Origin of the sequence: Streptococcus taonis, assembly GCF_029948085.1 — a bacterium.
GTDB lineage: Bacteria > Bacillota > Bacilli > Lactobacillales > Streptococcaceae > Streptococcus > Streptococcus taonis.
In genome coordinates this window covers 114,128-137,200 of the sequence record NZ_JARZZP010000001.1, presented here as the reverse complement: position 1 = coordinate 137,200, position 23,073 = coordinate 114,128, and the positions used below count along the sequence as shown (strand labels likewise).

The following is a 23,073-nucleotide window of genomic DNA, read 5'->3' as shown; positions in this document are numbered from 1 at the left end:
GTTAAGATAGTTTCAACAACAATTTTTGGAGGACAAAACATGTCAACTACAATTATCGGTTTCCCACGTTTGGGTGAATTCCGCGAATTAAAATTTACAACTGAAAAATATTTTAGAAAAGAAATCTCAGAAGAAGAACTTTTGGCTGCTGCGAAAGAATTGCGTGCAAAACACTGGAACATCGTTAAAGAAAAAGGCATCACTGAAATTCCATCAAATGACTTTTCTCACTATGACAACTTCCTTGATGCTGCCCTCCTTTTCAACGTAGTGCCTGCATCTGTTCAAAACTTGGACTTGTCAGACCTTGAACGTTACTTTGCTTTGGGACGCGGTTACCAAGGAGAAAAAGGGGATGTTCGTGCCCTTCCGATGAAGAAATGGTTCAACACCAACTACCACTACATCGTTCCTAAATTTGAAAAAGACACTCAAGTAAAATTGGCTGGTCACAAGATCTTTGATGAGTTCCAAGAAGCTAAAGAACTTGGTCTTAACACTCGTCCTGTCCTTGTAGGTCCATTCACTTTCCTTCAATTGTCAGACTTTGAAGAAGGTGTGAAAGCAGAAGATTTCGTGGATAGCTTAGTAGCTGCTTACCAAGATGTTTTTGCGAAATTGGCTGAACTTGGTGCAACTCGTATCCAACTCGACGAAGCGGCTCTTGTAAAAGACTTGACAGCTGAAGAGAAAGCTCTCTTCTTGAACCTTTACAACAAACTTTTGGCTGACAAGAAAGGTCTTGAAGTCTTGCTTCAAACTTACTTCGGAGACGTTCGTGACGTCTACGCTGACCTTGTAAACTTGCCAGTTGATGCCATCGGTTTGGACTTCGTTGAAGGTAAGAAAACTCTTGAACTCGTTAAAGGTGGATTCCCAGCTGACAAGACTCTTTATGCAGGTATTGTCAATGGTAAGAACATCTGGCGCAACAACTACGAAAAGAGCTTGGCTGTTCTTGAGCAAATTCCAGCTGAAAACATCGTTTTGACTAGCTCATGTTCACTTCTTCATGTGCCATTTACAACTGCTAATGAAGAATTTGAACCAGCTATCTTGAACCACTTTGCTTTTGCAGTTGAAAAATTGGATGAGATCCGTGACTTGGATGCTATCCGCAACGGTCAAGGAGCAGAAGCGCTTGCAGCCAACAAAGAACTCTTTGCGACTGAACGTGTTGGTGAAAATGCGGAACTTCGTGCTCGTATCGCTGGATTGACTGACGCAGACTACACTCGTTTGCCAGCCTTTGCAGAACGTGAAGCTATCCAAGAAGATGCCTTCAAACTTCCAGCTCTTCCAACAACAACTATCGGATCATTCCCTCAAACCAAGGAAGTTCGTGCTAAACGTTTGGCCTTCCGCAAGGGTGAATTGACTCAAGAAGAATATGATGCCTTCCTTGCTGAAACCATTGACGAATGGATCAAATGGCAAGAAGAAGTTGGATTTGACGTGCTTGTACACGGTGAATTCGAGCGTAATGACATGGTTGAGTACTTCGGTCAAAACTTGTCAGGTTACCTCTTCTCTAAGAACGGTTGGGTACAATCATACGGTATGCGTGGGGTTAAACCACCAATCATCTGGGGTGATGTCACTCGTCTCAACCCGATCACTGTCAAATGGTCTAGCTATGCACAAAGCCGTACTGACAAACCTGTTAAAGGTATGTTGACTGGACCTGTTACCATCCTTAACTGGTCATTCCCACGTGAAGACATCTCTATCAAGGATTCTACTCTTCAAATCGCTCTTGCTATCAAGGATGAAGTTCTTGACCTTGAAGCTGCAGGCGTGAAAATCATCCAAATCGACGAGGCTGCTCTTCGTGAGAAATTGCCACTCCGTCGTAGCGACTGGTACGAAGATTACCTTGACTGGGCTATTCCAGCCTTCCGTTTGGTACACTCAACAGTAGCACCAGACACACAAATCCACACTCACATGTGTTACTCAGAATTTACAGATATCATCCCAGCTATCGACAACTTGGATGCGGACGTTATCTCATTTGAAGCTAGCCGTTCAAATCTTGAAATCTTGGACGAACTTAAAGCTCAAAACTTCCAGACAGAAGTGGGTCCTGGAGTTTACGATATCCACTCTCCTCGTGTGCCTAATGAAGGCGAAATCGACCACACTATCGAAGCCATCCTTGCCAAAGTACCAAGCAAGAAAGTATGGATCAACCCTGACTGTGGTTTGAAAACACGTGGTATCCCAGAAACGAAAGAAAGCTTGATCCGCCTTGTAGACGCTGCGAAAGCTGCGCGTGAGAAATTGTAAGAAAAGACATTTCTCCATACATGGTTGATCAGTAAGAAATCAACTAGAAAAGGTTCATACATATGTCACGTCAAACACCGTCCCTCTCATTTGAAGTTTTCCCTCCAAACCCAGCAGTAGGCAATGACAAAATTATTGCAGCCCTGAAAGATATGCAGGACTTGGCCCCACACTTCATCAGTGTGACTGCCAGCAATAATAAATTTAATATCAAAGAGACGACGGTTCGTTTGGCTGATTATATCCAAAATGACTTGGAGATTCCAACCATTGCTCACTTGCCAGCTATTTATCTGACTAAGGATAAGGTGGCTGAAACCATTGCAGATTTGGATAAGGTTGGTGTTCAGAAAATCTTGGCTTTGCGTGGAGATATCATTCCAGGTGTTGAGCCACAGAAGGATTTCCGTTATGCGACAGACCTGATCGAGTTTATCAAGGAACAGGCCCCACACTTTGATATCATTGGTGCTTGTTATCCTGAAGGACATCCAGACTCTCCAAACCAAATCTCAGATATCCAAAATCTTAAGAAAAAAGTGGATGCAGGATGCTCTAGTCTAGTAACGCAACTCTTCTTTGACAATGAGCGTTTCTATGATTTCCAAGACAAGTGTACCTTGGCTGGAATTGATGTGCCTATTCATGCGGGTATCATGCCAATCCTCAACCGTAACCAAGCGCTTCGTCTCTTGAAGACTTGTGAGAATATCCATCTCCCACGTAAGTTTAAAGCCATCTTAGACAAGTATGAGAATGACCCTGAGTCACTCAGAGCAGCAGGACTTGCCTATGCCGTGGACCAAATCGTGGACTTGGTAACTCAGGATGTTGCAGGTGTGCATCTCTACACTATGAACAATGCAGAAACTGCCCAATACATCCATCAAGCAACTCATGACTTGTTCAATCACCAGTCTTTAGGATAATAAAAATGCAAACCATTCTTCTTTTCATGGAGGAATGGTTCCTTTTTAATAGAAAAGCCAGCACTTTTTAAGAAAAATATGATAAAATAGACTCTGTACGTACTTGATACAAAGATGAGGGGATTTAAGTTTCAAAGGATTTGTCGATTCTCAATTTTATGACAGAAATTTTTTCACAATTTATTCTTTTCAGTATTTAGTTTGAGCGACACGAGCGAGTCAAATCGATATTATTTGACGAGAGAGTTAGTAAAGCATTTAGCTAATCGCCTAATAGCGGTTAGCGTGAAAGGATTAGATGCTTTAGCATCAAACCTTTCTAATGATTTGTATCTTGAAAACTGAACATGCCTACAACTCTGTGGAAAAAGATAAATCTGCCTAGGAGCGGTCGCTCCGTCGTTAGATTTCCTATTTTCCTTTGAGTTGCTTGACGGCTTAGTATCTTGGGTAATTGAACACGGCCGAAAAGCTGTGTAAAAAAGATAAACTGTCTTGTCTTCATTGAAGACTTCGTCAGTTTTCTATTTTTACTTTGCTTTTGACGTCCTTAGTATCTTGATCTTTGTAGGCAAGGCGTATAATTTTATCAATCCAAAGGGGATTAAAATGACAAAACAAGTGTTTCAAACGACTTTTGCGGGTCGTGAGTTGATCGTAGAGACTGGTCAGGTTGCTAAGCAAGCAAATGGCTCTGTTGTCGTGCGTTACGGTGAGTCAACTGTCTTGACTGCTGCCGTTATGTCTAAGAAAATGGCAACTGGGGATTTCTTCCCGCTTCAAGTCAACTACGAAGAAAAAATGTATGCGGCTGGGAAATTTCCTGGTGGCTTTATGAAACGTGAAGGACGTCCTTCAACAGATGCGACTTTGACAGCGCGTTTGATTGACCGTCCAATCCGTCCAATGTTTGCGGAAGGTTTCCGTAATGAAGTGCAAGTCATCAATACTGTTCTTTCTTACGATGAAAATGCATCTGCACCAATGGCAGCTATGTTTGGTTCATCATTGGCCTTGTCTATCTCAGATATTCCATTTGATGGCCCAATCGCCGGAGTACAAGTAGGTTATGTTGATGGCCAAATCATCATCAACCCGACTCAAGAACAAGCAGAGCAATCGCTTCTTGAATTGACAGTAGCAGGTACCAAGCACGCTATAAACATGGTAGAGTCTGGTGCCAAAGAATTGTCAGAAGAAATCATGTTGGAAGCTCTTCTGAAAGGACACGAAGCCGTTAAAGAATTGATTGCCTTCCAAGAAGAAATCGTTGCGGCAGTCGGTAAAGAAAAAGCAGAAGTAGAATTGCTTCATGTGGATGAGGAATTGCAGGCTGAAATCATCGCAGCCTACAACAGCGACCTCCAAAAAGCTGTTCAAGTAGAAGAAAAATTGGCTCGTGAAGCGGCAACTCAAGCAGTTAAAGACCAAGTCACTGCTGTTTATGAAGAAAAATATGCAGACCACGAAGAATTTGACCGTATCATGCGTGATGTGGCTGAAATCTTGGAACAAATGGAACATGCAGAAGTGCGCCGTTTGATCACTGAAGACAAGGTTCGTCCTGACGGCCGTAAGGTCGATGAAATCCGTCCTTTGGATGCGGTTGTTGACTTCCTTCCTCGCGTACACGGTTCAGGTCTCTTCACTCGTGGACAAACTCAGGCTCTTTCTATCTTGACTTTGGCGCCAATGGGTGAGACGCAAATCATCGATGGTTTGGATCCAGAGTACAAGAAACGCTTCATGCACCACTATAACTTCCCTCAATACTCTGTTGGTGAAACTGGACGTTACGGTGCGCCAGGTCGTCGTGAAATTGGTCACGGTGCTCTCGGTGAGCGTGCTCTTGCTCAAGTATTGCCAAGCTTGGAAGAATTCCCATACGCCATCCGCTTGGTAGCAGAAGTATTGGAATCAAACGGTTCTTCTTCACAAGCCTCTATCTGTGCAGGAACACTTGCCCTTATGGCTGGTGGTGTGCCAATCAAGGCACCAGTAGCAGGTATTGCCATGGGTCTGATATCAGATGGGAACAACTATACAGTATTGACAGATATCCAAGGTTTGGAAGACCACTTTGGAGATATGGACTTTAAGGTTGCAGGGACTCGTGACGGAATTACAGCCCTTCAAATGGATATCAAGATCCAAGGGATTACTGCAGAAATCTTGACTGAAGCTCTTGCCCAAGCCAAGAAAGCTCGTTTTGAAATCCTTGACGTGATTCAAGCAACCATTCCAGAAGTTCGTCCAGAATTGGCTCCAACTGCTCCGAAAATCGATACCATCAAGATTGATGTGGACAAGATCAAGATTGTTATCGGTAAGGGTGGAGAAACGATTGATAAGATTATCGCTGAAACAGGTGTTAAGATTGATATCGACGAAGAAGGTAACGTATCTATCTACTCTAGTGACCAAGCTGCCATTAACCGCGCTAAAGAAATCATTGCTGGTTTGGTTCGTGAAGCGAAAGTGGATGAAGTCTACCATGCCAAAGTTGTGCGTATCGAGAAATTCGGTGCCTTTGTCAACCTCTTTGACAAGACAGATGCCCTCGTTCACATCTCTGAAATGGCTTGGACTCGCACTAACCGTGTCGAAGACTTGGTAGCCATTGGTGATGAAGTGGATGTTAAGATTATCAAGATTGACGAAAAAGGTCGTGTAGATGCTTCGATGAAAGCACTCTTGCCACGTCCACCGAAACCTGAACATTCAGAAGAAAAAGGTGAAAAGGGTCATCGTCATGGCGATCGTCCTCGTCACCATCACAAGGACAATAAACCTAAGAAAGAAACTACAGAAACACCAAAAGACTCAGAATAAGAAAAGGAGAATTGTATGGGATGGTGGCGTGAAACCATTGATATCGTAAAAGAAAATGATCCAGCGGCTCGCACCACTTTGGAGGTTCTTTTGACCTATCCTGGTGTGAAAGCCTTGGCTGCCCACCGTCTCTCTCATTTTCTCTGGAAGAATGGCTTTAAGCTCTTAGCTCGTATGCACAGCCAGTTTTGGCGTTTTTGGACGCAGATTGAGATTCACCCAGGAGCTCAGATCGAATCAGGTGTCTTTATCGACCACGGTTCAGGACTTGTGATTGGGGAAACGGCTATCGTTGAAAAAGGGGTTCTTCTCTACCACGGGGTAACTCTTGGTGGGACAGGGAAGGATGTTGGTAAACGCCATCCGACAGTACGTAAGGGAGCTCTCATATCTGCACATGCCCAAGTTATCGGGCCTGTAGAAATCGGTGAAAATGCCAAGGTCGGTGCTGCAGCGGTCGTAGTAGCAGATGTTCCTAGCGATGTGACGGTTGTCGGTATTCCAGCCAAGATTGTTCGAGTGCATGGGCAAAAGGATGAACCAACCATTCATGAAGTTGAAGGAAAACGGGAATACTACGTCAATAAACTCGAGCAAGCGAGAGATGCTAGTCACAGATCGTCTGGGCTGTAGAGGATACCTATATGATTCAAGCAAGAAATAAGTTAAGCCAAGAGGAGTTATTTGAGGCAAAAAAACTAATTAACTGTTGCCAAGCCTATGATGGAACTTATCGTGATCCTTATCTTTCTAACATGCTTAATTTTGACCTAAGCATGCCTGCATTTTTCCTTTTTTACGAAAAAGGCGAACTGGTTGGTTTGTTAACTGTCTATGCTGATGACCAAGATGTGGAAGTGACGATACTGGTTCATCCAAATCATCGCCGTCAGGGGATTGCGCGTCCTTTGTTTACGAGTTTTGAGAAAGAAACGGTTGCTTTTTCTATTCGTTCAGTTACTTTTCAGACAGAACGTATTTTTCTAGAGCGTCATCCTGATTTTGTCAGTAACTGGGGATTGGTCGAGGATGAAGAGACAGAAACCTGGTTAGGACGTGATCGAACTGCTTATGCATTAGATTCCCGTTCGGATGTCGATGTGCTCTTGGCAGAACCTTCTTATCTTGAAGCCATTGCCCAGCTCCACCACCAAACCTTTTCTGATGAAGTGGAAGCACCGGAAGTGAGCCACAGATACATTTCGGAGGCCTTGAAGGATCCTGATAGTCTGCTTTACATATTACTCAAAGAAGGTCAAGTGATTGGCGTTTGTACGGTCGATGTGTCTGGAAAATGCAATTACCTTTATGGACTTGCGATTGCTGAAGTCAATCGTGGAAAAGGCTATGGAAGCTACTTAGCAAAATCCCTCGTCAACCAACTGATTGAGCAAAATGATAAGGAATTTCAGATTGCAGTAGAAGATAGCAATGTAGGTGCTAAACGTTTGTATGAAAAAATCGGCTTTGTCAAACAAACCCAAGTGGTTTATCTGAATGCGAAAGAGTAATAAATGCTATTAGAAGAATTTGAAAATGTATCTGCTGTTATCGAGCCAACTGATCGAAGCCTCCTTAGTGGTGGAGAAATTTGTGATACCATTATCTTGTCTTTTAATGGAGAAATCCTTGAACGAGTAAAGCAGATAGATGGTGTCTACGAAGGTGGCTATCTTACCAATCTAAATGGTAAACTGCCATGGTATATCTATGAAAAAGATGGGAGTAAGGTAGCAGTTGCTATGGCTACTATTGGTGCTCCAATGGTTGTTGGACTCTTAGAAGAACTCAAAGCGAGAGGTTTTAAAAACTTTATCGTTTTAGGGTCTTGTGGAGTTCTGGACCAGTCTATTCAAGCAGATAAGATTATCCTACCAAGCTCGGCTTTACGTGATGAAGGTACTAGTTATCACTATGCTCCAGCAAGTGATGAAATAGCTTATGAGCGATCTCTACTCTTAACTATGGAAAAAGCCTTGGATAAAGCTGGTATTGAGCATATTCGAACAAAGTCTTGGACCACAGATGCCTTCTATCGTGAGACAGCTGCTAAGGTCAAACGAAGACTAGCAGCAGGAGCTAGAGTTGTAGATATGGAAGCTTCAGCTATCATGGCCTGGGCCCAATATCGACAAGCCAATGTCTATCAATTTTTCTACACAGCTGACTATGTCGACCATCAAAATCACGAATGGGATGCTAGACGCGAGGATAGAAAAGCGGATGCTATGACTTTCTTTGAGATAGCATTAGTAATTGCGCAAGAGTTAGTTTAGACTAGTCTTTACGATAAATTCGAAACAAGAAAGGAAGGGAGCTTAACGGAAAACATAGCAATAAAACTTCCGTAGTGACTCCCTTCATCTTTTTATTGTATTCTTCTTTTATGTTTAGAAAGGAGCAAGGAAATCCGATTTGTGACAGGTAATCGGACTAAAATTTAGTTGAACAGATTAGTTATGAAAATATCTGTTTATGAATTTTAGCTTTCCTGACTATTATTTTATGATTAAAATCTATGACACTATGTCTCGTAATTTGCGAGAATTTGTGCCCATTGAAGAGGGCAAGGTTCGCATGTATGTCTGTGGGCCGACAGTTTATAACTATATCCACGTGGGGAATGCCCGCTCAACAGTAGCCTTCGATACCATTCGTCGCTATTTTGAATATCGTGGCTATGAAGTAGCCTACATTTCCAACTTCACTGATGTGGATGATAAGATTATCAACCGTGCCAAGGAAGAAGGCATCACACCTCAGGAAGTAGCGGACAAGTACATTGCTGCCTTTCGTGAGGATGTGACGGCTTTGGGGGTGAAACCTGCAACTCGTCATCCTCGTGTAGTCGAGTTTATGGATGATATTATTCGTTTTGTAGAAGACTTGATTGAAAAGTGCTATGCCTATGAGAGTCAAGGGGATGTCTATTTCCGTGTAGAAAAATCCCACAACTATGCTAAGTTGGCCAATAAAACCTTGGAAGACTTGGAGCTCGGGGCTTCAGGTCGTACAGATGAAGAAACTGCTCGCAAGGAAAATCCTGTAGACTTTGCCCTCTGGAAATCTGCCAAACCAGGTGAGATTTCTTGGGACAGTCCTTGGGGACCAGGTCGCCCAGGATGGCACATTGAGTGTTCAGTCATGTCGACTGAAATTTTGGGTGATACTATCGATATTCACGGTGGTGGAGCTGACCTTGAGTTTCCGCACCACACCAACGAAATTGCCCAGTCAGAAGCTAAAACAGGCAAGACCTTCGCCAACTACTGGATGCACAATGGCTTTGTCAATATCGACAATGTCAAGATGTCCAAGTCCTTGGGCAACTTCATTACGGTACACGATGCTCTCAAAACTATCAACGGTCAAGTATTGCGTTTCTTCTTTGCGACTCAGCACTACCGTAAGCCTATCAATTTTACGGAAAAAGCAGTGCGTGATGCGGAGACTAATCTCAAGTATTTGAAGAACACCTATGAACAACCATTTACTGGAACTGTAGATGCTCAGGAGTTACAGGCATTTAAAGATAAGTTTATAGCGGCTATGGATGAGGATTTCAATACAGCTAATGGAATCACAGTTGTCTTTGAAATGGCTAAATGGATCAACTCGGGAAACTATGATGCAGCTGTCAAGGAAACTCTTGCAGCTATGTTAGAAGTCTTTGGAGTGGTATTTGTCGAAGAAGTTTTGGATGAAGAGATTGAAGCCTTGATTCAAAAACGCCAAGAAGCACGTGCAAATAAAGACTTTGCGACAGCGGATCAAATCCGTGACCAACTAGCTGCACAAGGGATTAAGCTACTTGATACCAAGGATGGAGTGAGGTGGACACGTGATTGATGTCAATCTCATTAACGGGATTGCGCTAGCTTTTGAAGGAGATGCAGTTTATTCTATGTATATTCGTCGCCATCTCATTCTCAAAGGCATGACCAAGCCCAATAAACTTCACCAAGAGGCAACCAAGTATGTGTCGGCCAAGGCTCAGGCACACTTGATTTCCCTCATGCTGGAAGAAGAAGTCTTAACGGAAAAAGAAGAAGAAATCTATAAACGGGGTCGCAACACCAACAGCCATACCAAGGCTAAGAATGCAGATGTGGTAACCTATCGTATGTCTACTGGTTTTGAAGCGGTCATGGGCTATCTTCATATGACTGAAAATGTGGAACGCCTCGAAACCTTGATTTCTTGGTGCATCCAAAAAGTGGAGGGCTAGGAATGATTGCAAAAGAACTACTGGATTGGTTTCCTGATGGTAAAATCTTAGATCAGCCAGGTGATAAAGAGGGTTATCTAAGTCTACCTCTGTCAAATTATCAGTGGCTTTTGCTTGAGGAAGCTAGTCTTAGCGAGCGTGAAAAACAATTGGTGGCTCTTTTAACCAAGCAGGAGCAAACTATCTCACTCAATCCCTGGTATAGCTATCTGATCGAAGCTAAGGGACAGGCACCGCAAAACTTTAAAAAGTTGCAACTTGTTTATTGCCACCTATCCTATTTCCAACAAGAAAATCTATCTTCTTGGCTAGATATGATGCGAACCCTTTTTCCAAACTTCCTGACTATGATTCAGGTGGGATCCCAAGATTACATTTTTGTTCTTCAACAGGACAAGTACTCGTCAGTTCGTTCTATCCTATCAGATACTCTCGAAGCTGTAGAATATGACTTTGGCGTTCGTCTATCGATCATGCTGGGACAGGTCTGGGCTCAGAATGCCCAGCAAAATTTAGCGGACTTGATTAAGGCAGAGCGTGAGCTCTTTAAGACTTGGTGGTGTCAAGGTCATCAAGGAGTTCATACTTTTTCTCAACTTTATCTTTGGAGTTTGGGAGAAAGACAGGTTGATCTTAGACTTATCAAGGACTATCTCCGTCAGCAAATTCTAGATCAAGATCAGATTCAGGAAATCGTCCTTTCACTGTGGGAAAACAGTGCAGTCTTGACAAAAACAGCCCAGCAGTTGTATTTGCACCGTAATTCTCTCCAATACAAGATTGATAAATGGGCAGAACTAACAGGCTTAGAATTAAAAGATTTGACAGATTTGACCCTCTGTTATCAACTGATATTACCAGATATCTTATAAAGTTTTGTGCAAGTTGCACAGAACTTTTTTATTTTTTTGGTCATCTTGCCATAGAAAAGTAAAACGTTTTCATCTATAATAAAACTATCAAATGACAAAAGGAGTTCTCCACAATGGTAGAATTAAATCTTAAAAATATTTACAAAAAATATCCAAACAGCGAACACTATTCAGTTGAAGACTTCAACTTGAACATCAAAGACAAAGAGTTTATCGTTTTCGTAGGACCTTCAGGATGTGGTAAATCAACTACCCTTCGTATGATTGCTGGTCTTGAAGACATCACAGAAGGTACTGCATCTATCGATGGAGTGGTTGTCAACGACGTAGCTCCAAAAGATCGTGACATCGCCATGGTATTCCAAAACTACGCTCTTTACCCACACATGACTGTATACGATAACATGGCTTTCGGTTTGAAATTGCGTAAATACAGCAAGGAAGACATCGACAAACGTGTACAAGAAGCAGCTGAAATCCTTGGATTGAAAGAATTCTTGGAACGCAAACCTGCTGACCTTTCTGGTGGTCAACGTCAACGTGTTGCCATGGGTCGTGCGATCGTCCGTGACGCAAAAGTATTCTTGATGGACGAGCCTTTGTCAAACTTGGATGCAAAACTTCGTGTATCAATGCGTGCTGAAATTGCCAAAATCCACCGTCGTATCGGAGCTACAACTATCTACGTAACTCACGACCAAACTGAAGCTATGACACTTGCAGACCGTATCGTTATCATGTCAGCTACTAAGAACCCTGCTGGAACAGGTACTATCGGACGTGTTGAACAAATCGGTACTCCTCAAGAAGTTTACAAAAACCCAGTTAACAAATTCGTAGCAGGATTTATCGGAAGCCCAGCTATGAACTTCATCAACGTTAAATTGAACGGTGACCGCATTGTTGCTGACGGATTTACTTTGAAAGTTCCAGAAGGTGCTTTGAAAGTTCTTCGTGAAAAAGGTTACGAAGGTAAAGAATTGATCTTCGGTATCCGTCCAGAAGACGTAAATGCAGAACCTGCTTTCCTTGAAACATTCCCAGAATCAGTTGTGAAAGCAACGATCTCTGTATCAGAATTGCTCGGTTCAGAATCTCACCTATACTGCCAAGTTGGTAAAGATGAGTTCGTTGCAAAAGTTGACGCTCGTGACTACTTGCAAGCAGGTGCAACAGTTGAACTTGGATTTGACTTGAACAAAGCACACTTCTTCGACGTAGAAACTGAAAGAACAGTTTACTAAGATAGATTTTAATCAATGAGCACTACTAGAGTTTTTCTAGTAGTGTTTTTTTATCAAGTTTAGCAAACTCTTACAGAATGGGCTTTACTAGTTTTCATATCCTCAAAAAAGTGTTAAAATGGTAGGAAGAATTGGAGAGTATGCATGCCCAAAGAAGTAATTTATTCAGGCGATGAAGTCGTCGCTTTAACACAGAAATATTTATCGAAAGAAGATGTTGCTTTTGTACATAAAGCCTTGGTTTACGCTGTAGAATGCCATAGTGGTCAATATCGTAAATCTGGCGAGCCCTACATTATCCACCCTATTCAGGTAGCAGGTATTTTGGCTAAGCTCAAGCTAGATGCTGTCACTGTTGCCTGTGGTTTTTTGCATGACGTGGTTGAAGACACAGATGCTACTTTAGATGACTTAGAACGCGAATTTGGTCACGATGTTCGAGTGATTGTAGATGGTGTTACCAAGCTTGGTAAGGTTGAGTATAAGTCTATCGAGGAGCAGCTGGCTGAAAATCATCGCAAGATGCTCATGGCTATGTCAGAGGATATCCGTGTTATCTTGGTCAAACTTTCTGACCGTCTGCACAATATGCGCACCCTCAAGCACCTTCGTAAGGACAAGCAGGAGCGTATTTCCAGAGAAACCATGGAAATCTATGCGCCACTTGCTCACCGTTTGGGGATTTCAAGTGTGAAGTGGGAACTGGAAGATCTCTCTTTCCGCTATCTCAATCCAACTGAATTTTACAAGATTAGTCACATGATGAAGGAAAAACGTCAAGAGCGTGAAGCCTTGGTCGATGAAGTTGTGACGAAACTCGAGGAATACTCATCTGAGCGCCATCTTACAGGAAAAATCTACGGTCGTCCAAAGCATATCTACTCTATCTATCGCAAGATGCAGGATAAGAAAAAACGCTTTGAAGAGATCTACGACCTGATTGCTATTCGTTGTATCCTAGACACTCAGAGTGATGTCTATGCGATGTTGGGCTACGTTCATGAGCTTTGGAAACCAATGCCGGGACGTTTTAAAGACTATATTGCCAACCGTAAGGCCAATGGTTACCAGTCCATCCATACAACTGTTTATGGACCAAAGGGACCTATTGAATTCCAGATTAGAACCAAGGAAATGCACGAGGTTGCTGAGTACGGGGTTGCGGCTCACTGGGCTTACAAAAAAGGAATCAAGGGTCAGGTTAATAGTAAGGAATCTGCTATTGGAATGAACTGGATCAAGGAGATGATGGAACTCCAAGATCAAGCAGATGATGCCAAGGAGTTTGTAGATACTGTCAAAGAAAACTATCTGGCTGAGGAGATTTATGTCTTTACTCCAGATGGAGCGGTTCGTTCACTTCCAAAGGATTCTGGACCGATTGACTTTGCTTATGAAATTCATACAAAGATTGGTGAAAAAGCAACAGGTGCCAAGGTTAATGGCCGTATGGTTCCTTTGACGACCAAGTTAAAAACAGGTGACCAGGTTGAAATCATCACCAATCCAAATTCATTTGGACCAAGCCGTGACTGGCTTAATATGGTCAAGACCAGCAAGGCTCGTAACAAAATTCGTCAGTTCTTTAAAAACCAAGATAAAGAATTGTCCATCAATAAAGGTCGTGAATTGCTGATTAGTCAGCTCCAAGAAAATGGCTATGTGGCCAATAAATTTATGGACAAACGCCACATGGATGAAGTCCTTCAAAAAACCAGCTACAAGACAGAAGAAGCGCTATTTGCGGCGATTGGTTTTGGAGAAATCGGAGCCATCACTGTCTTTAACCGTTTGACTGAGAAGGAACGTCGTGAAGAAGAGCGGGCCAAAGCTAAGGCAGAAGCAGAAGAACTGGTCAAGGGTGGCGAAGTCAAGGTGGAGAACAAGGACACGCTTAAGGTTAAGCATGAGGGTGGAGTAGTCATCCAAGGTGCTTCTGGGCTCCTGATCCGGATTGCTAAATGTTGTAACCCTGTTCCAGGTGATGATATCGTCGGCTATATTACCAAAGGACGCGGAGTTGCCATCCACCGTGTAGACTGTATGAATCTTCGTTCACAGGAAAACTATGAGCAACGTCTACTCGATGTTGAATGGGAAGACCAATTCTCAAGCAAGGAGTATATGGCTCACATCGATATCTACGGGCTCAACCGTTCTGGTCTATTGAATGATATCTTGCAAGTCTTATCAAATACAACTAAGAATATTTCAACCGTTAATGCCCAACCAACCAAGGATATGAAATTTGCTAATATCCATGTTTCCTTTGGAATTTCAAACCTTTCAATGCTGACCACCGTGGTTGATAAGATTAAGAGTGTACCAGAAGTCTACTCGGTTAAACGTACCAATGGTTAAGTTGGCTTGATATAATCAGAAAGGATTGCTATGAAAATTATCGTTCAGCGTGTCAAGAAAGCACAAGTTTCTATTGAGGGTCAAGTATATGGGAAAATCCAGCAGGGGCTCTTACTCTTAGTAGGTGTTGGACCTGAGGATCAAAAAGAAGATTTGGAGTATGCAGTCAGAAAGCTTGTCAATATGCGAATTTTCTCAGATGCTGAAGGCAAGATGAACTTATCGGTTAAGGATATTCAAGGCCAAATCCTCTCCATCTCTCAGTTTACTTTGTTTGCAGATACCAAAAAGGGAAATCGTCCAGCCTTTACAGGCGCTGCTAAACCGGATATGGCGGAAGCTTTCTATCAAGAATTTAACCAAGAACTAGCCAAGGAAGTTCCTGTTGAGACAGGAGTCTTTGGAGCAGATATGCAGGTGGAACTGGTCAATGATGGCCCAGTAACCATCATCCTTGACACCAAAAATAGATAAGAAAAACCAAGCCCGCGAGCTTGGTTTTTCTTATCTATCACAAAGTATTCCAAAATGAAATGGGTTCTTGATAGGCTTGGGGGAAGTCTCTTTTCAGGCTTTGGCAGGTGCGATAGGAAGGGATGAGATATCCTAGGATGAGGAGACTTCCCTGAAGGAAAAGTGGGATATCCCTTAAAAACAGCAAAGAGAGAATTATCAGGTTATCCCATAGGAGGATTTGTAAGGCAAAACGCCAGAATCTCGGTCTAATCTGGGGGAATAGAGCTGACTAAAGTGGTCACAAAGCTGGTTGGAAAGATAGGTAAACAACACAGGGTGAAAGAAGATGAGCCAACCACTGTAAATCAAAATCCAATCCCAAGTGAGCCCCTCTTTAAATGTCAAAAATGCCAGCATGATTCCATCGATGATGAGGAGTTGAATGGTTTTGATGTAGATGATTTTTTTCATGATAAAACCTTTTTTTCCTTAGAGACACTCCCACAAAGAGATATGTTTGTCATAAAAGTCTGGATAGTTTTCTCTTAGGTGGCTAGCCGTTATATAATAAAAAGTAGAATGACAGGAAGTAAAGACTGGAGTAAGAGAGTAAAAATGTTGAGGGCCAGTGATGGCTAAAAAGACAAATAATAGTAGGTCAGTGGAGAGAATCTTTAAGTAGTAAAGGCGAATTTTTTTGTTCATCTGAGGATAAATCTCAGAGAAATGTTTTTTGAGTCGATTGACCAAGCGAAATAGCAGTAGTCCTTGAGCAAGGATGAAAATGAAGCAAAAAATCAGGCCTCTCTCCAAAGAAAGTTCGTATCGAGGTCTGAAAGTTACCAACAGTAGCAAATCGCTGACTACGATGGCTGTAAAATGGATTCTAAAGAGATTTTTCATAAGATGACCTCCCTCTTTTATCTAGCTTCATTCTACTCCAAAAGAATGGGAGTTACAAGTAAAATGATAAAAAATTTTAGTAAGGAGATTCTGTTAGATTTCTTTATTTGATTTCCCTCTTATTGTTCCACTTCTTCATCATTCCAGACAAATAAAGCTCCAATTGCATTGAGGATATAAAAGATGTATTTACCGATATTGGCGAAATTTCCTTGAATGCCAGCCTTTGTCAGCTGAACGAAATTGTAAATCAACCAAAATCCCCACTGAGTTGTCAGTTTCAATGCGTTCAAAGCATTGGCAATGAGGGACAGTGCGAAGGCAATAGTTGTTACGTAAGCAAGGAGATTCATCTTGCCCCCATAGCCGATATAGTTGGTCACAAAGGCAAAGAGGAAGGCGATGATTGAAATGATGATGGCAGCTAATTTTAGCTGTTTTTGGTTCATTTGGTTGGGTCTGCCTTCTTGCGAAACTTCCCATTTCTTAATAGCAAAGGTATAAATGAGGAAGGTGACGGGATAGGTGATAATGGCTGCCTTATTTCCAAGGATATAATCAATAGTACCAGACAAAATCGTATTGACTATGCCAAAGTAATTTCCCCATTTGCTTAATTTTCCCGTGAAACGAGTGGACAACATGGAAATCCCAACGTTGGTTACGGAAATCAATCCAAAGGGCACAAGAGCAGTCCATGGGCCCCAGTCTACGAATTTATCGAGACGGGAGTTGAGGTAACCAGATGTGATCGCAATTCCAACGACCAGAGCAACCCCAAAGAGGTCAAACCATTTGGATGTCGCAAAAATTTTTAGTGATTTTTTCATAGGTTAAAATATCTTTCTTTTTTTTACAAACATTCTACAACAAAACGATAGTAACATCAAATGCTAGAAATAAAACCCTGAAAATTAAGCTTTCAGGGTTGGTAGGGGACTTGAGAAATTAGTTCAGTTTTTCAACATAGAGTTGTTTGGCGATTTCGAGGCTGACTTGAAGTTCTTCATGGTTGTGAATCAGAGTAAAGGTATTAGAGAAGCCATCGAACTGCTTGACTTGGAGTTGTTCTCCAATATGGATGGTATGTTTTTCCAAATATTGGAGAAGTTCAAAGCTATCATGAACTCTTGTCAAAAGATAGGTTCCAGCTGCCTTGATATCAGAGAGTGGTAGGTTATTAACCTCAACTAGAAGCTCACCCTTGGCAGGAATGGTTCCACCATGGGGACAGGTCTTTGGAAAGCCTAACATACTTTCCAGTCGCTCCACAAAAAGGTCTGAAACTGTATGCTCTAATACCTCAGCCTCATCGTGAATCTGATTGCTGGTATAGTCTAGATGGTGAACCAGAAAAACCTCAATGAGTCTGTGCTTTCGGTAAAGGTCAGATACAAGTTTTAAGCCAATATCCGTTAGTATATAGCCATTTTCTTTATTTTTTAATATAAGATTTTCGGATTGCATGCGCTTGATCATCTCAGTTACCGCAGGAGGTGATACCTGCATCCGAGCAGCAATTTCCTTATTGGTAATCTTAGGAACTTCCATGCCAATCTCATAAATACATTTTAAGTAATCTTCTTTATTTGGTGTCATTCGCATTTCCTTGTTTATTATCTCCATCTAGTATACCAAAAAAAGCTAGATTTCTCTAGCTTTCTGTCTTGTTATAAGTGGGCTTTCTTTTAGTCAAGCGACTTTGCTGCTTCAATGGCTGCTTCAAAGTTTGGTTCGGAATTGATATTATCAACATACTCAACATAACGGATAATATTGTCAGTATCGAGAACAAAGACCGCGCGTGCCAATAGGTGCCATTCATTGATTAAGAGGGCGTAATCACGTCCAAAGGAATGGTCGAAATAGTCTGAGAGCATGATGGCATTTTCAATACCTTCAGCACCGCACCAACGTTTTTGAGCAAAAGGAAGGTCCATAGAAACAGTCAAGACGACTGTGTTGTCCAGTCCAGCAAGTTCTTCATTAAAACGTCGTGTTTGAGTTGAGCAGATACCTGTATCGATAGAAGGAACGACACTCAAGACTTTTTTCTTTCCATCAAAATCAGCCAGAGATTTTTTAGAAAGATCTGTTGTAGTGAGAGAAAAATCAAGCGCCTTGTCGCCGACTTGTAGTTGTTTTCCCGTAAAAGTAACAGGGTTTCCAAGGAATGTAGTCATAAGCTACTCCAATCTTTTTTATTTCATTTTAGCTGAAACGGTCAGAATTTTCCAATGATTTGACTGAAAATATGGGCATAGAAAAAACGCCAGCTCACGTGAGAATGACGTTTTTCAGAGGATTATTTTGCCAAACCTTCAGCAATCTTGTCAAGGTTGTATTTCATCATGTTGTAGTAGCTATCGCCTTCTTTACCTTGTTCTGCGATAGAGTCAGTAAAGATTTGAGCGTAGATTGGGATGTTTGTGTCTTGTGAAACGGTCTTCATTGGACGGTCATCCACACTTGATTCTACAAAGAGGGAAGGAGTTTTTGTTTGGCGAAGTTTTTCAACCAAGGTCTTGATTTGGTCAGGAGTTCCTTCTTCTTCAGTATTGATTTCCCAGATATAGGCACTTGGGACACCGTAGGCTTTAGAGAAGTATTTGAAACATCCTTCGCTGGTTACGATCAATTTTTTCTCAGCAGGGATGTTGTTAAATTTCTCTTTAGCTTCCTTGTCAAGTTTGTCTAGCTTATCAGTATATTCTTTGAGATTTTTTTCGTAGAATTCCTTGTTGCTAGGGTCTTTAGCGCTCAATTGTTTTGCGATGTTTTTAGCAAAGATCATACCGTTTTCAAGGTTAAGCCAAGCGTGTGGGTCTTCTTTGCCTTTTTCGTTTTGACCTTCAAGGTAGATAACATCAACGCCTTCGCTGACTGCAAAGTAGTCTTTGTTTTCAGTTTTCTTAGCATTTTCTACCAATTTTGTAAACCAAGCATTGCCACCAGTTTCAAGGTTGATACCGTTGTAGAAAATCAAATCAGCTTGAGAAGTTTTCTTGACATCTTCAGGAAGTGGTTCGTATTCGTGTGGGTCTTGACCAACAGGAACGATACTGTGAAGATCAATCTTATCACCAGCAATATTTTTAGTAATATCAGCGATGATTGAGTTTGTAGCAACAACTTTTAGTTTTTGACCAGAAGCTGCATCTTTCTTTCCAGTAGAACATGCTACAAGAGCAATGACGGAAAGAAAGAGAATCAGCAATGTACCTAATTTTTTCATTAGATCCTCCAATTTATTGGGGTTTTGCCCCTTATTTTAACAAATGTTTATTTTTCAGTTTCAAATATCGTTGTTTTGGAGCGATAAAGAAGCTAATAAGAAAGAAACTAGCGGCTGTAAGCACGATACTAGAACCTGCCGCAACGTTAAAGCTATAGCCGATAAAGAGTCCCAAAACTGAAGCTGTAGCTCCAAAGGTTGAGGAAAGGAAAATCATACTTTTCAGGCTATTAGCATAGAGATAAGCAGTTGCTGCTGGGGTAATCAGCATGGCTACAATCAGGATAGTTCCGACACTTTGCATAGCTGTCACAGACACCAGAGTTAGGAGTACCATGAGTAAGTAGTGATAGAAATTGACAGGCATTCCCATGGCCTTAGCCAAGAGTTCATCAAAGGAAGTGATCAAGAGTTGCTTGAAGAAAATCCAGATTAACAAGAGAATGGCTACCCCTACACCCATAGTAATAAACATATCCGTATCTTGGACGGCTAGGATATTACCAAAAAGGATATGGAAAAGGTCAGTTGAACTTTTAGCGACACTAATCAAGATGATACCGAGGGCTAAGAAAGAAGAAAAGGTAATGCCGATGGCGGTATCGCTTTTGATAATCGAGTTCCCCTTGATGTAGGTAATGATGATGGCAGCTAGCAATCCAAAGACAATGGCTCCGATAAAGAAGTCAAGGCCCAAGATGAAGGAGAGGGCTACACCTGGCAAGACAGCATGTGAAATGGCATCTCCCATGAGTGACATCCCGCGTAGAATGATGAAACATCCCACAGCTCCAGCTACGACCCCGACGACAATAGCTGTTATCAAGGCATTTTGTAGGAAATGGAATTTTTGCAATCCATCGATAAATTCTGCAATCATAGGTCACCTCCATTGAAAAAGAGTCGATTACCGTAAGCTTCTTTTAGATTGGCTTCGGTAAAGGTTTCTTTGGTCGGACCAAAGGCAATCACTTCTCGATTGACAAGCAAGACTTGATCGAAGTAGTGGGGAACCTTGCTGAGGTCGTGGTGGACGATGAGAACCGTCTTCCCAGCTTTTTTCAGATCTCTCAGCGTATTCATGATGATTTCCTCACTGACTGAGTCAATCCCAACAAAGGGTTCATCCAAGAGGATATAGTCGGCTTCCTGCACCAAACATCTGGCAATCAAGACCCGCTGGAATTGACCTCCAGACAGTTGACTGATTTGCCGTTCAGCGTAGTCAGCTAGGTCGACGATTTCAAGGGCCTCTTGCACTTTCTTCCAATGTTTAGCATTTAAACTTCGAAAGAGAGGAATAGAGGGAAATAGTCCTAACGAGACGCATTCCTTGACCTTGATGGGAAAGTTGTAGTCGATATTGATTTTTTGTTCGACATAGGCGATTCGATGTAAGGATTTTTTAACTTCCTTGTCATCGAGAAATGCCTGACCTTGATGTGGGATAATTCCCAGCATACCTTTTAATAAGGTTGATTTTCCAGCACCGTTTGGACCAATAATTCCGGTAATCGTTGGTCCTTCGAGCACTAGTGAAATATCCTTTAGTGCCAACGTTTCTTTGTAGGAGACACTGAGGTTTTCAATACGTATCATACAGTTGTATTCCTCCTATCTTTTAATATACATTAAAATAAAAATTAAGTCAAGTTAATTTTTGTAAATATTTAAAATATTAATAATGAAAACAATCAGGAGAAGATGGCATTTTTAATTGCAATCCCCAGGGATTTTTGCTAAGCTAAGAATAAGTGAAAAATGAAAGCGAGAACAAGATGACACGTTATCAAGATGATTTTTATGATGCTATAAATGGTGAGTGGGAAAAGACTGCAGTCATTCCAGCCGATAAATCACGAACAGGTGGTTTTATCGACCTTGACGAAGAAATCGAAGAGTTGATGCTAACGACGACGGACAAGTGGTTGGCTGGAGAAGATGTTCCAGAAGATCCTATCCTAACAAACTTTGTCAAATACCACGCTATGGTCAGAGATTTCGACAAGCGTGAAGCAGATGGAATTGAGCCAGTCCTTCCAATGCTTAAGGAATATCAAGATTTGGAAAGTTTTGCGGATTTCGCAAGTAAACTAGATGCATTTGAATTAGCTGGTAAACCAAACTTCCTTCCATTTGGAGTATCACCAGACTTTATGGATGCTAGAACCAATGTTCTCTGGGCTAGTGCTCCAGGAACTATCTTGCCTGACACAACCTACTATGCGGAAGACCATCCACAGCGTGAGGAATTATTGAACCTTTGGAAAGAAAGTACTGCTAATCTCCTCAAAGCCTATAACTTCTCAGATGAAGAAATCGAAGATTTGCTAGAGAAACGATTGGAATTGGACCGCCGTATCGCAGCAGTTGTACTATCAAACGAAGAAAGTTCAGAGTATGCCAAACTCTATCATCCATACTCTTATGAAGATTTCAAAAAGTTTGCACCAGCTTTACCTCTCGACGACTTCTTCCAAGCAGTGATTGGGCAAGTACCTGATAAGGTTATCGTAGATGAGGAACGTTTCTGGCAAGCAGCAGAGCAATTCTATAGTGAAGAAGCTTGGCCTTTGCTCAAGGCAAGCTTGATCTTGAGTGTGGTCAACCTTTCAACTAGCTATTTGACAGATGAGATTCGTATCTTGTCAGGTGCTTATGGCCGTGCTCTTTCAGGTGTTCCAGAAGCCCAAGATAAACGCAAGGCTGCTTACCACTTAGCGCAAGGACCATTCAAACAAGCTCTCGGACTTTGGTATGCCCATGAAAAATTCTCTCCAGAAGCCAAGGCGGATGTAGAGAAAAAAGTAGCAACTATGATTGACGTTTATAAGGAACGCTTGGCTAAGAACGACTGGCTGACTCCTGAAACACGAGAAAAAGCTATCGTTAAACTCAATGTCATCAAGCCTTATATCGGTTATCCAGAAGAACTACCAGCTCGCTACAAGGATAAGGTAGTGGACGAATCTGCTAGCCTCTTTGAGAATGCCCTATCTTTTGCGCGCGTGGAAATCAAACACAGCTGGAGTAAATGGAATCAGCCAGTTGATTACAAGGAGTGGGGCATGCCTGCTCATATGGTCAACGCCTACTACAATCCACAAAAGAACTTGATTGTCTTCCCAGCCGCTATCCTACAGGCTCCATTCTATGACTTGCATCAATCATCTTCTGCCAACTATGGAGGTATCGGTGCGGTTATTGCCCATGAAATCTCTCACGCCTTTGATACCAATGGAGCTTCCTTTGATGAAAATGGAAGTCTCAAGGATTGGTGGACTGAGAGCGATTATGCAGCCTTTAAAGAAAAAACACAGAAGGTTATCGACCAGTTTGATGGCCAAGAATCTTACGGTGCAAAAATCAATGGGAAATTAACTGTATCCGAAAACGTTGCGGACCTTGGAGGAATTGCTGCAGCGCTAGAAGCTGCTAAGAGAGAACCAGACTTTTCAGCTGAAGAATTCTTCCATAACTTTGCTCGTATCTGGCGTATGAAAGGTCGCCCAGAGTTGATGAAACTCATGGCTAGCGTTGACGTACACGCGCCAGCTAAACTCCGTGTTAACGTCCAAGTGCCAAACTTTGATGACTTCTTTACGACCTATGATGTCAAAGAAGGCGACGGCATGTGGCGTTCACCAGAAGACCGTGTGATTATTTGGTAAAGTGAGTTCTTAACCAAGTATAACTTGGCGTTAATGACTTATGTTTGAAGTTT

20 protein-coding genes and 1 pseudogene are annotated in these 23,073 nt (G+C 42.0%); 13 read left to right on the top strand and 8 right to left on the bottom strand.

Annotated elements, in window-relative coordinates; all coding sequences use genetic code 11:
* Positions 1 to 39 precede the first annotated feature (39 nt).
* The 12 genes from metE to dtd all read left to right on the top strand — a co-directional run bounded on the left by metE (position 40) and on the right by dtd (position 15,229).
* The gene (gene metE, locus QEZ38_RS00605) at positions 40 to 2,289 is read left to right on the top strand and encodes a 5-methyltetrahydropteroyltriglutamate--homocysteine S-methyltransferase (RefSeq protein ID WP_281334658.1); all 2,250 of its coding nucleotides are present in this window, start codon (positions 40 to 42) and stop codon (positions 2,287 to 2,289) included.
* 62 nt (positions 2,290 to 2,351) lie between these two features.
* Positions 2,352 to 3,218, top strand: a complete 867-nt coding sequence (gene metF / locus QEZ38_RS00600) for a methylenetetrahydrofolate reductase [NAD(P)H] (protein ID WP_281334657.1) — start codon at positions 2,352 to 2,354, stop codon at positions 3,216 to 3,218.
* A gap of 609 nt (positions 3,219 to 3,827) precedes the next feature.
* Positions 3,828 to 6,050 (top strand): polyribonucleotide nucleotidyltransferase, encoded by a 2,223-nt coding sequence (gene pnp / locus QEZ38_RS00595; protein ID WP_281334656.1) that lies wholly within the window; start codon positions 3,828 to 3,830, stop codon positions 6,048 to 6,050.
* A 15-nt stretch (positions 6,051 to 6,065) separates the two neighbouring features.
* Entirely contained in the window at positions 6,066 to 6,683 is a 618-nt protein-coding gene (gene cysE / locus QEZ38_RS00590) for a serine O-acetyltransferase (RefSeq protein WP_045763485.1), read from the top strand.
* Between the two features lie 11 nt (positions 6,684 to 6,694).
* A complete protein-coding gene (locus QEZ38_RS00585) occupies positions 6,695 to 7,561 on the top strand; it encodes a GNAT family N-acetyltransferase (protein WP_281334655.1) in 867 nt (288 codons plus the stop codon).
* A 3-nt stretch (positions 7,562 to 7,564) separates the two neighbouring features.
* Positions 7,565 to 8,326: a nucleoside phosphorylase gene (locus tag QEZ38_RS00580; RefSeq protein ID WP_281334654.1), complete on the top strand. Its 762-nt coding sequence runs from the start codon at positions 7,565 to 7,567 to the stop codon at positions 8,324 to 8,326.
* A 229-nt stretch (positions 8,327 to 8,555) separates the two neighbouring features.
* On the top strand, positions 8,556 to 9,899 hold the full coding sequence (gene cysS / locus QEZ38_RS00575) for a cysteine--tRNA ligase (protein ID WP_281334703.1): 1,344 nt from the start codon (positions 8,556 to 8,558) through the stop codon (positions 9,897 to 9,899).
* Positions 9,892 to 10,278, top strand: a complete 387-nt coding sequence (locus QEZ38_RS00570; protein ID WP_045763483.1) for a Mini-ribonuclease 3 — start codon at positions 9,892 to 9,894, stop codon at positions 10,276 to 10,278. The genes cysS and QEZ38_RS00570 overlap by 8 nt, the downstream gene beginning before the upstream one ends.
* A 2-nt stretch (positions 10,279 to 10,280) precedes the next feature.
* The gene (locus QEZ38_RS00565) at positions 10,281 to 11,150 is read left to right on the top strand and encodes a helix-turn-helix domain-containing protein (RefSeq protein WP_248035956.1); all 870 of its coding nucleotides are present in this window, start codon (positions 10,281 to 10,283) and stop codon (positions 11,148 to 11,150) included.
* 113 nt (positions 11,151 to 11,263) lie between these two features.
* A complete protein-coding gene (locus QEZ38_RS00560; RefSeq protein ID WP_248035955.1) occupies positions 11,264 to 12,394 on the top strand; it encodes an ABC transporter ATP-binding protein in 1,131 nt (376 codons plus the stop codon).
* A 144-nt stretch (positions 12,395 to 12,538) separates the two neighbouring features.
* Positions 12,539 to 14,755 (top strand): RelA/SpoT family protein, encoded by a 2,217-nt coding sequence (locus tag QEZ38_RS00555; RefSeq protein ID WP_001123766.1) that lies wholly within the window; start codon positions 12,539 to 12,541, stop codon positions 14,753 to 14,755.
* 30 nt (positions 14,756 to 14,785) lie between these two features.
* Complete coding sequence (dtd, locus tag QEZ38_RS00550) at positions 14,786 to 15,229, top strand: D-aminoacyl-tRNA deacylase (RefSeq protein ID WP_281334653.1); 444 nt, start codon at positions 14,786 to 14,788, stop codon at positions 15,227 to 15,229.
* Between the two features lie 37 nt (positions 15,230 to 15,266).
* Here the strand turns inward: dtd and QEZ38_RS00545 are convergent.
* The 8 genes and pseudogenes from QEZ38_RS00545 to QEZ38_RS00510 all read right to left on the bottom strand — a co-directional run bounded on the left by QEZ38_RS00545 (position 15,267) and on the right by QEZ38_RS00510 (position 20,948).
* Positions 15,267 to 15,682: pseudogene (locus QEZ38_RS00545) on the bottom strand (hypothetical protein).
* 18 nt (positions 15,683 to 15,700) lie between these two features.
* The gene (locus QEZ38_RS00540) at positions 15,701 to 16,114 is read right to left on the bottom strand and encodes a hypothetical protein (protein WP_228113874.1); all 414 of its coding nucleotides are present in this window, start codon (positions 16,112 to 16,114) and stop codon (positions 15,701 to 15,703) included.
* A gap of 119 nt (positions 16,115 to 16,233) precedes the next feature.
* On the bottom strand, positions 16,234 to 16,944 hold the full coding sequence (locus QEZ38_RS00535) for a nicotinamide mononucleotide transporter (RefSeq protein WP_281334652.1): 711 nt from the start codon (positions 16,942 to 16,944) through the stop codon (positions 16,234 to 16,236).
* A gap of 118 nt (positions 16,945 to 17,062) precedes the next feature.
* Entirely contained in the window at positions 17,063 to 17,713 is a 651-nt protein-coding gene (locus QEZ38_RS00530; RefSeq protein WP_281334651.1) for a metal-dependent transcriptional regulator, read from the bottom strand.
* An 89-nt stretch (positions 17,714 to 17,802) separates the two neighbouring features.
* Complete coding sequence (tpx, locus tag QEZ38_RS00525) at positions 17,803 to 18,297, bottom strand: thiol peroxidase (protein ID WP_281334650.1); 495 nt, start codon at positions 18,295 to 18,297, stop codon at positions 17,803 to 17,805.
* Positions 18,298 to 18,419: 122 nt separating this feature from the next.
* Positions 18,420 to 19,349, bottom strand: coding sequence for a metal ABC transporter substrate-binding protein (locus tag QEZ38_RS00520; protein WP_075231206.1), 930 nt, complete (start codon positions 19,347 to 19,349; stop codon positions 18,420 to 18,422).
* A 31-nt stretch (positions 19,350 to 19,380) separates the two neighbouring features.
* Entirely contained in the window at positions 19,381 to 20,229 is an 849-nt protein-coding gene (locus tag QEZ38_RS00515; protein WP_075231207.1) for a metal ABC transporter permease, read from the bottom strand.
* Positions 20,226 to 20,948 carry a metal ABC transporter ATP-binding protein gene (locus QEZ38_RS00510; RefSeq protein ID WP_281334649.1) on the bottom strand — a complete coding sequence of 241 codons (723 nt, stop codon included), beginning with the start codon at positions 20,946 to 20,948 and terminating at the stop codon, positions 20,226 to 20,228. Before QEZ38_RS00510 ends, QEZ38_RS00515 begins: the two co-directional genes overlap by 4 nt.
* A 179-nt stretch (positions 20,949 to 21,127) precedes the next feature.
* Between QEZ38_RS00510 and QEZ38_RS00505 the strand changes: the two genes are divergently transcribed.
* The gene (locus QEZ38_RS00505; RefSeq protein WP_281334648.1) at positions 21,128 to 23,020 is read left to right on the top strand and encodes a M13 family metallopeptidase; all 1,893 of its coding nucleotides are present in this window, start codon (positions 21,128 to 21,130) and stop codon (positions 23,018 to 23,020) included.
* Positions 23,021 to 23,073: the final 53 nt, after the last annotated feature.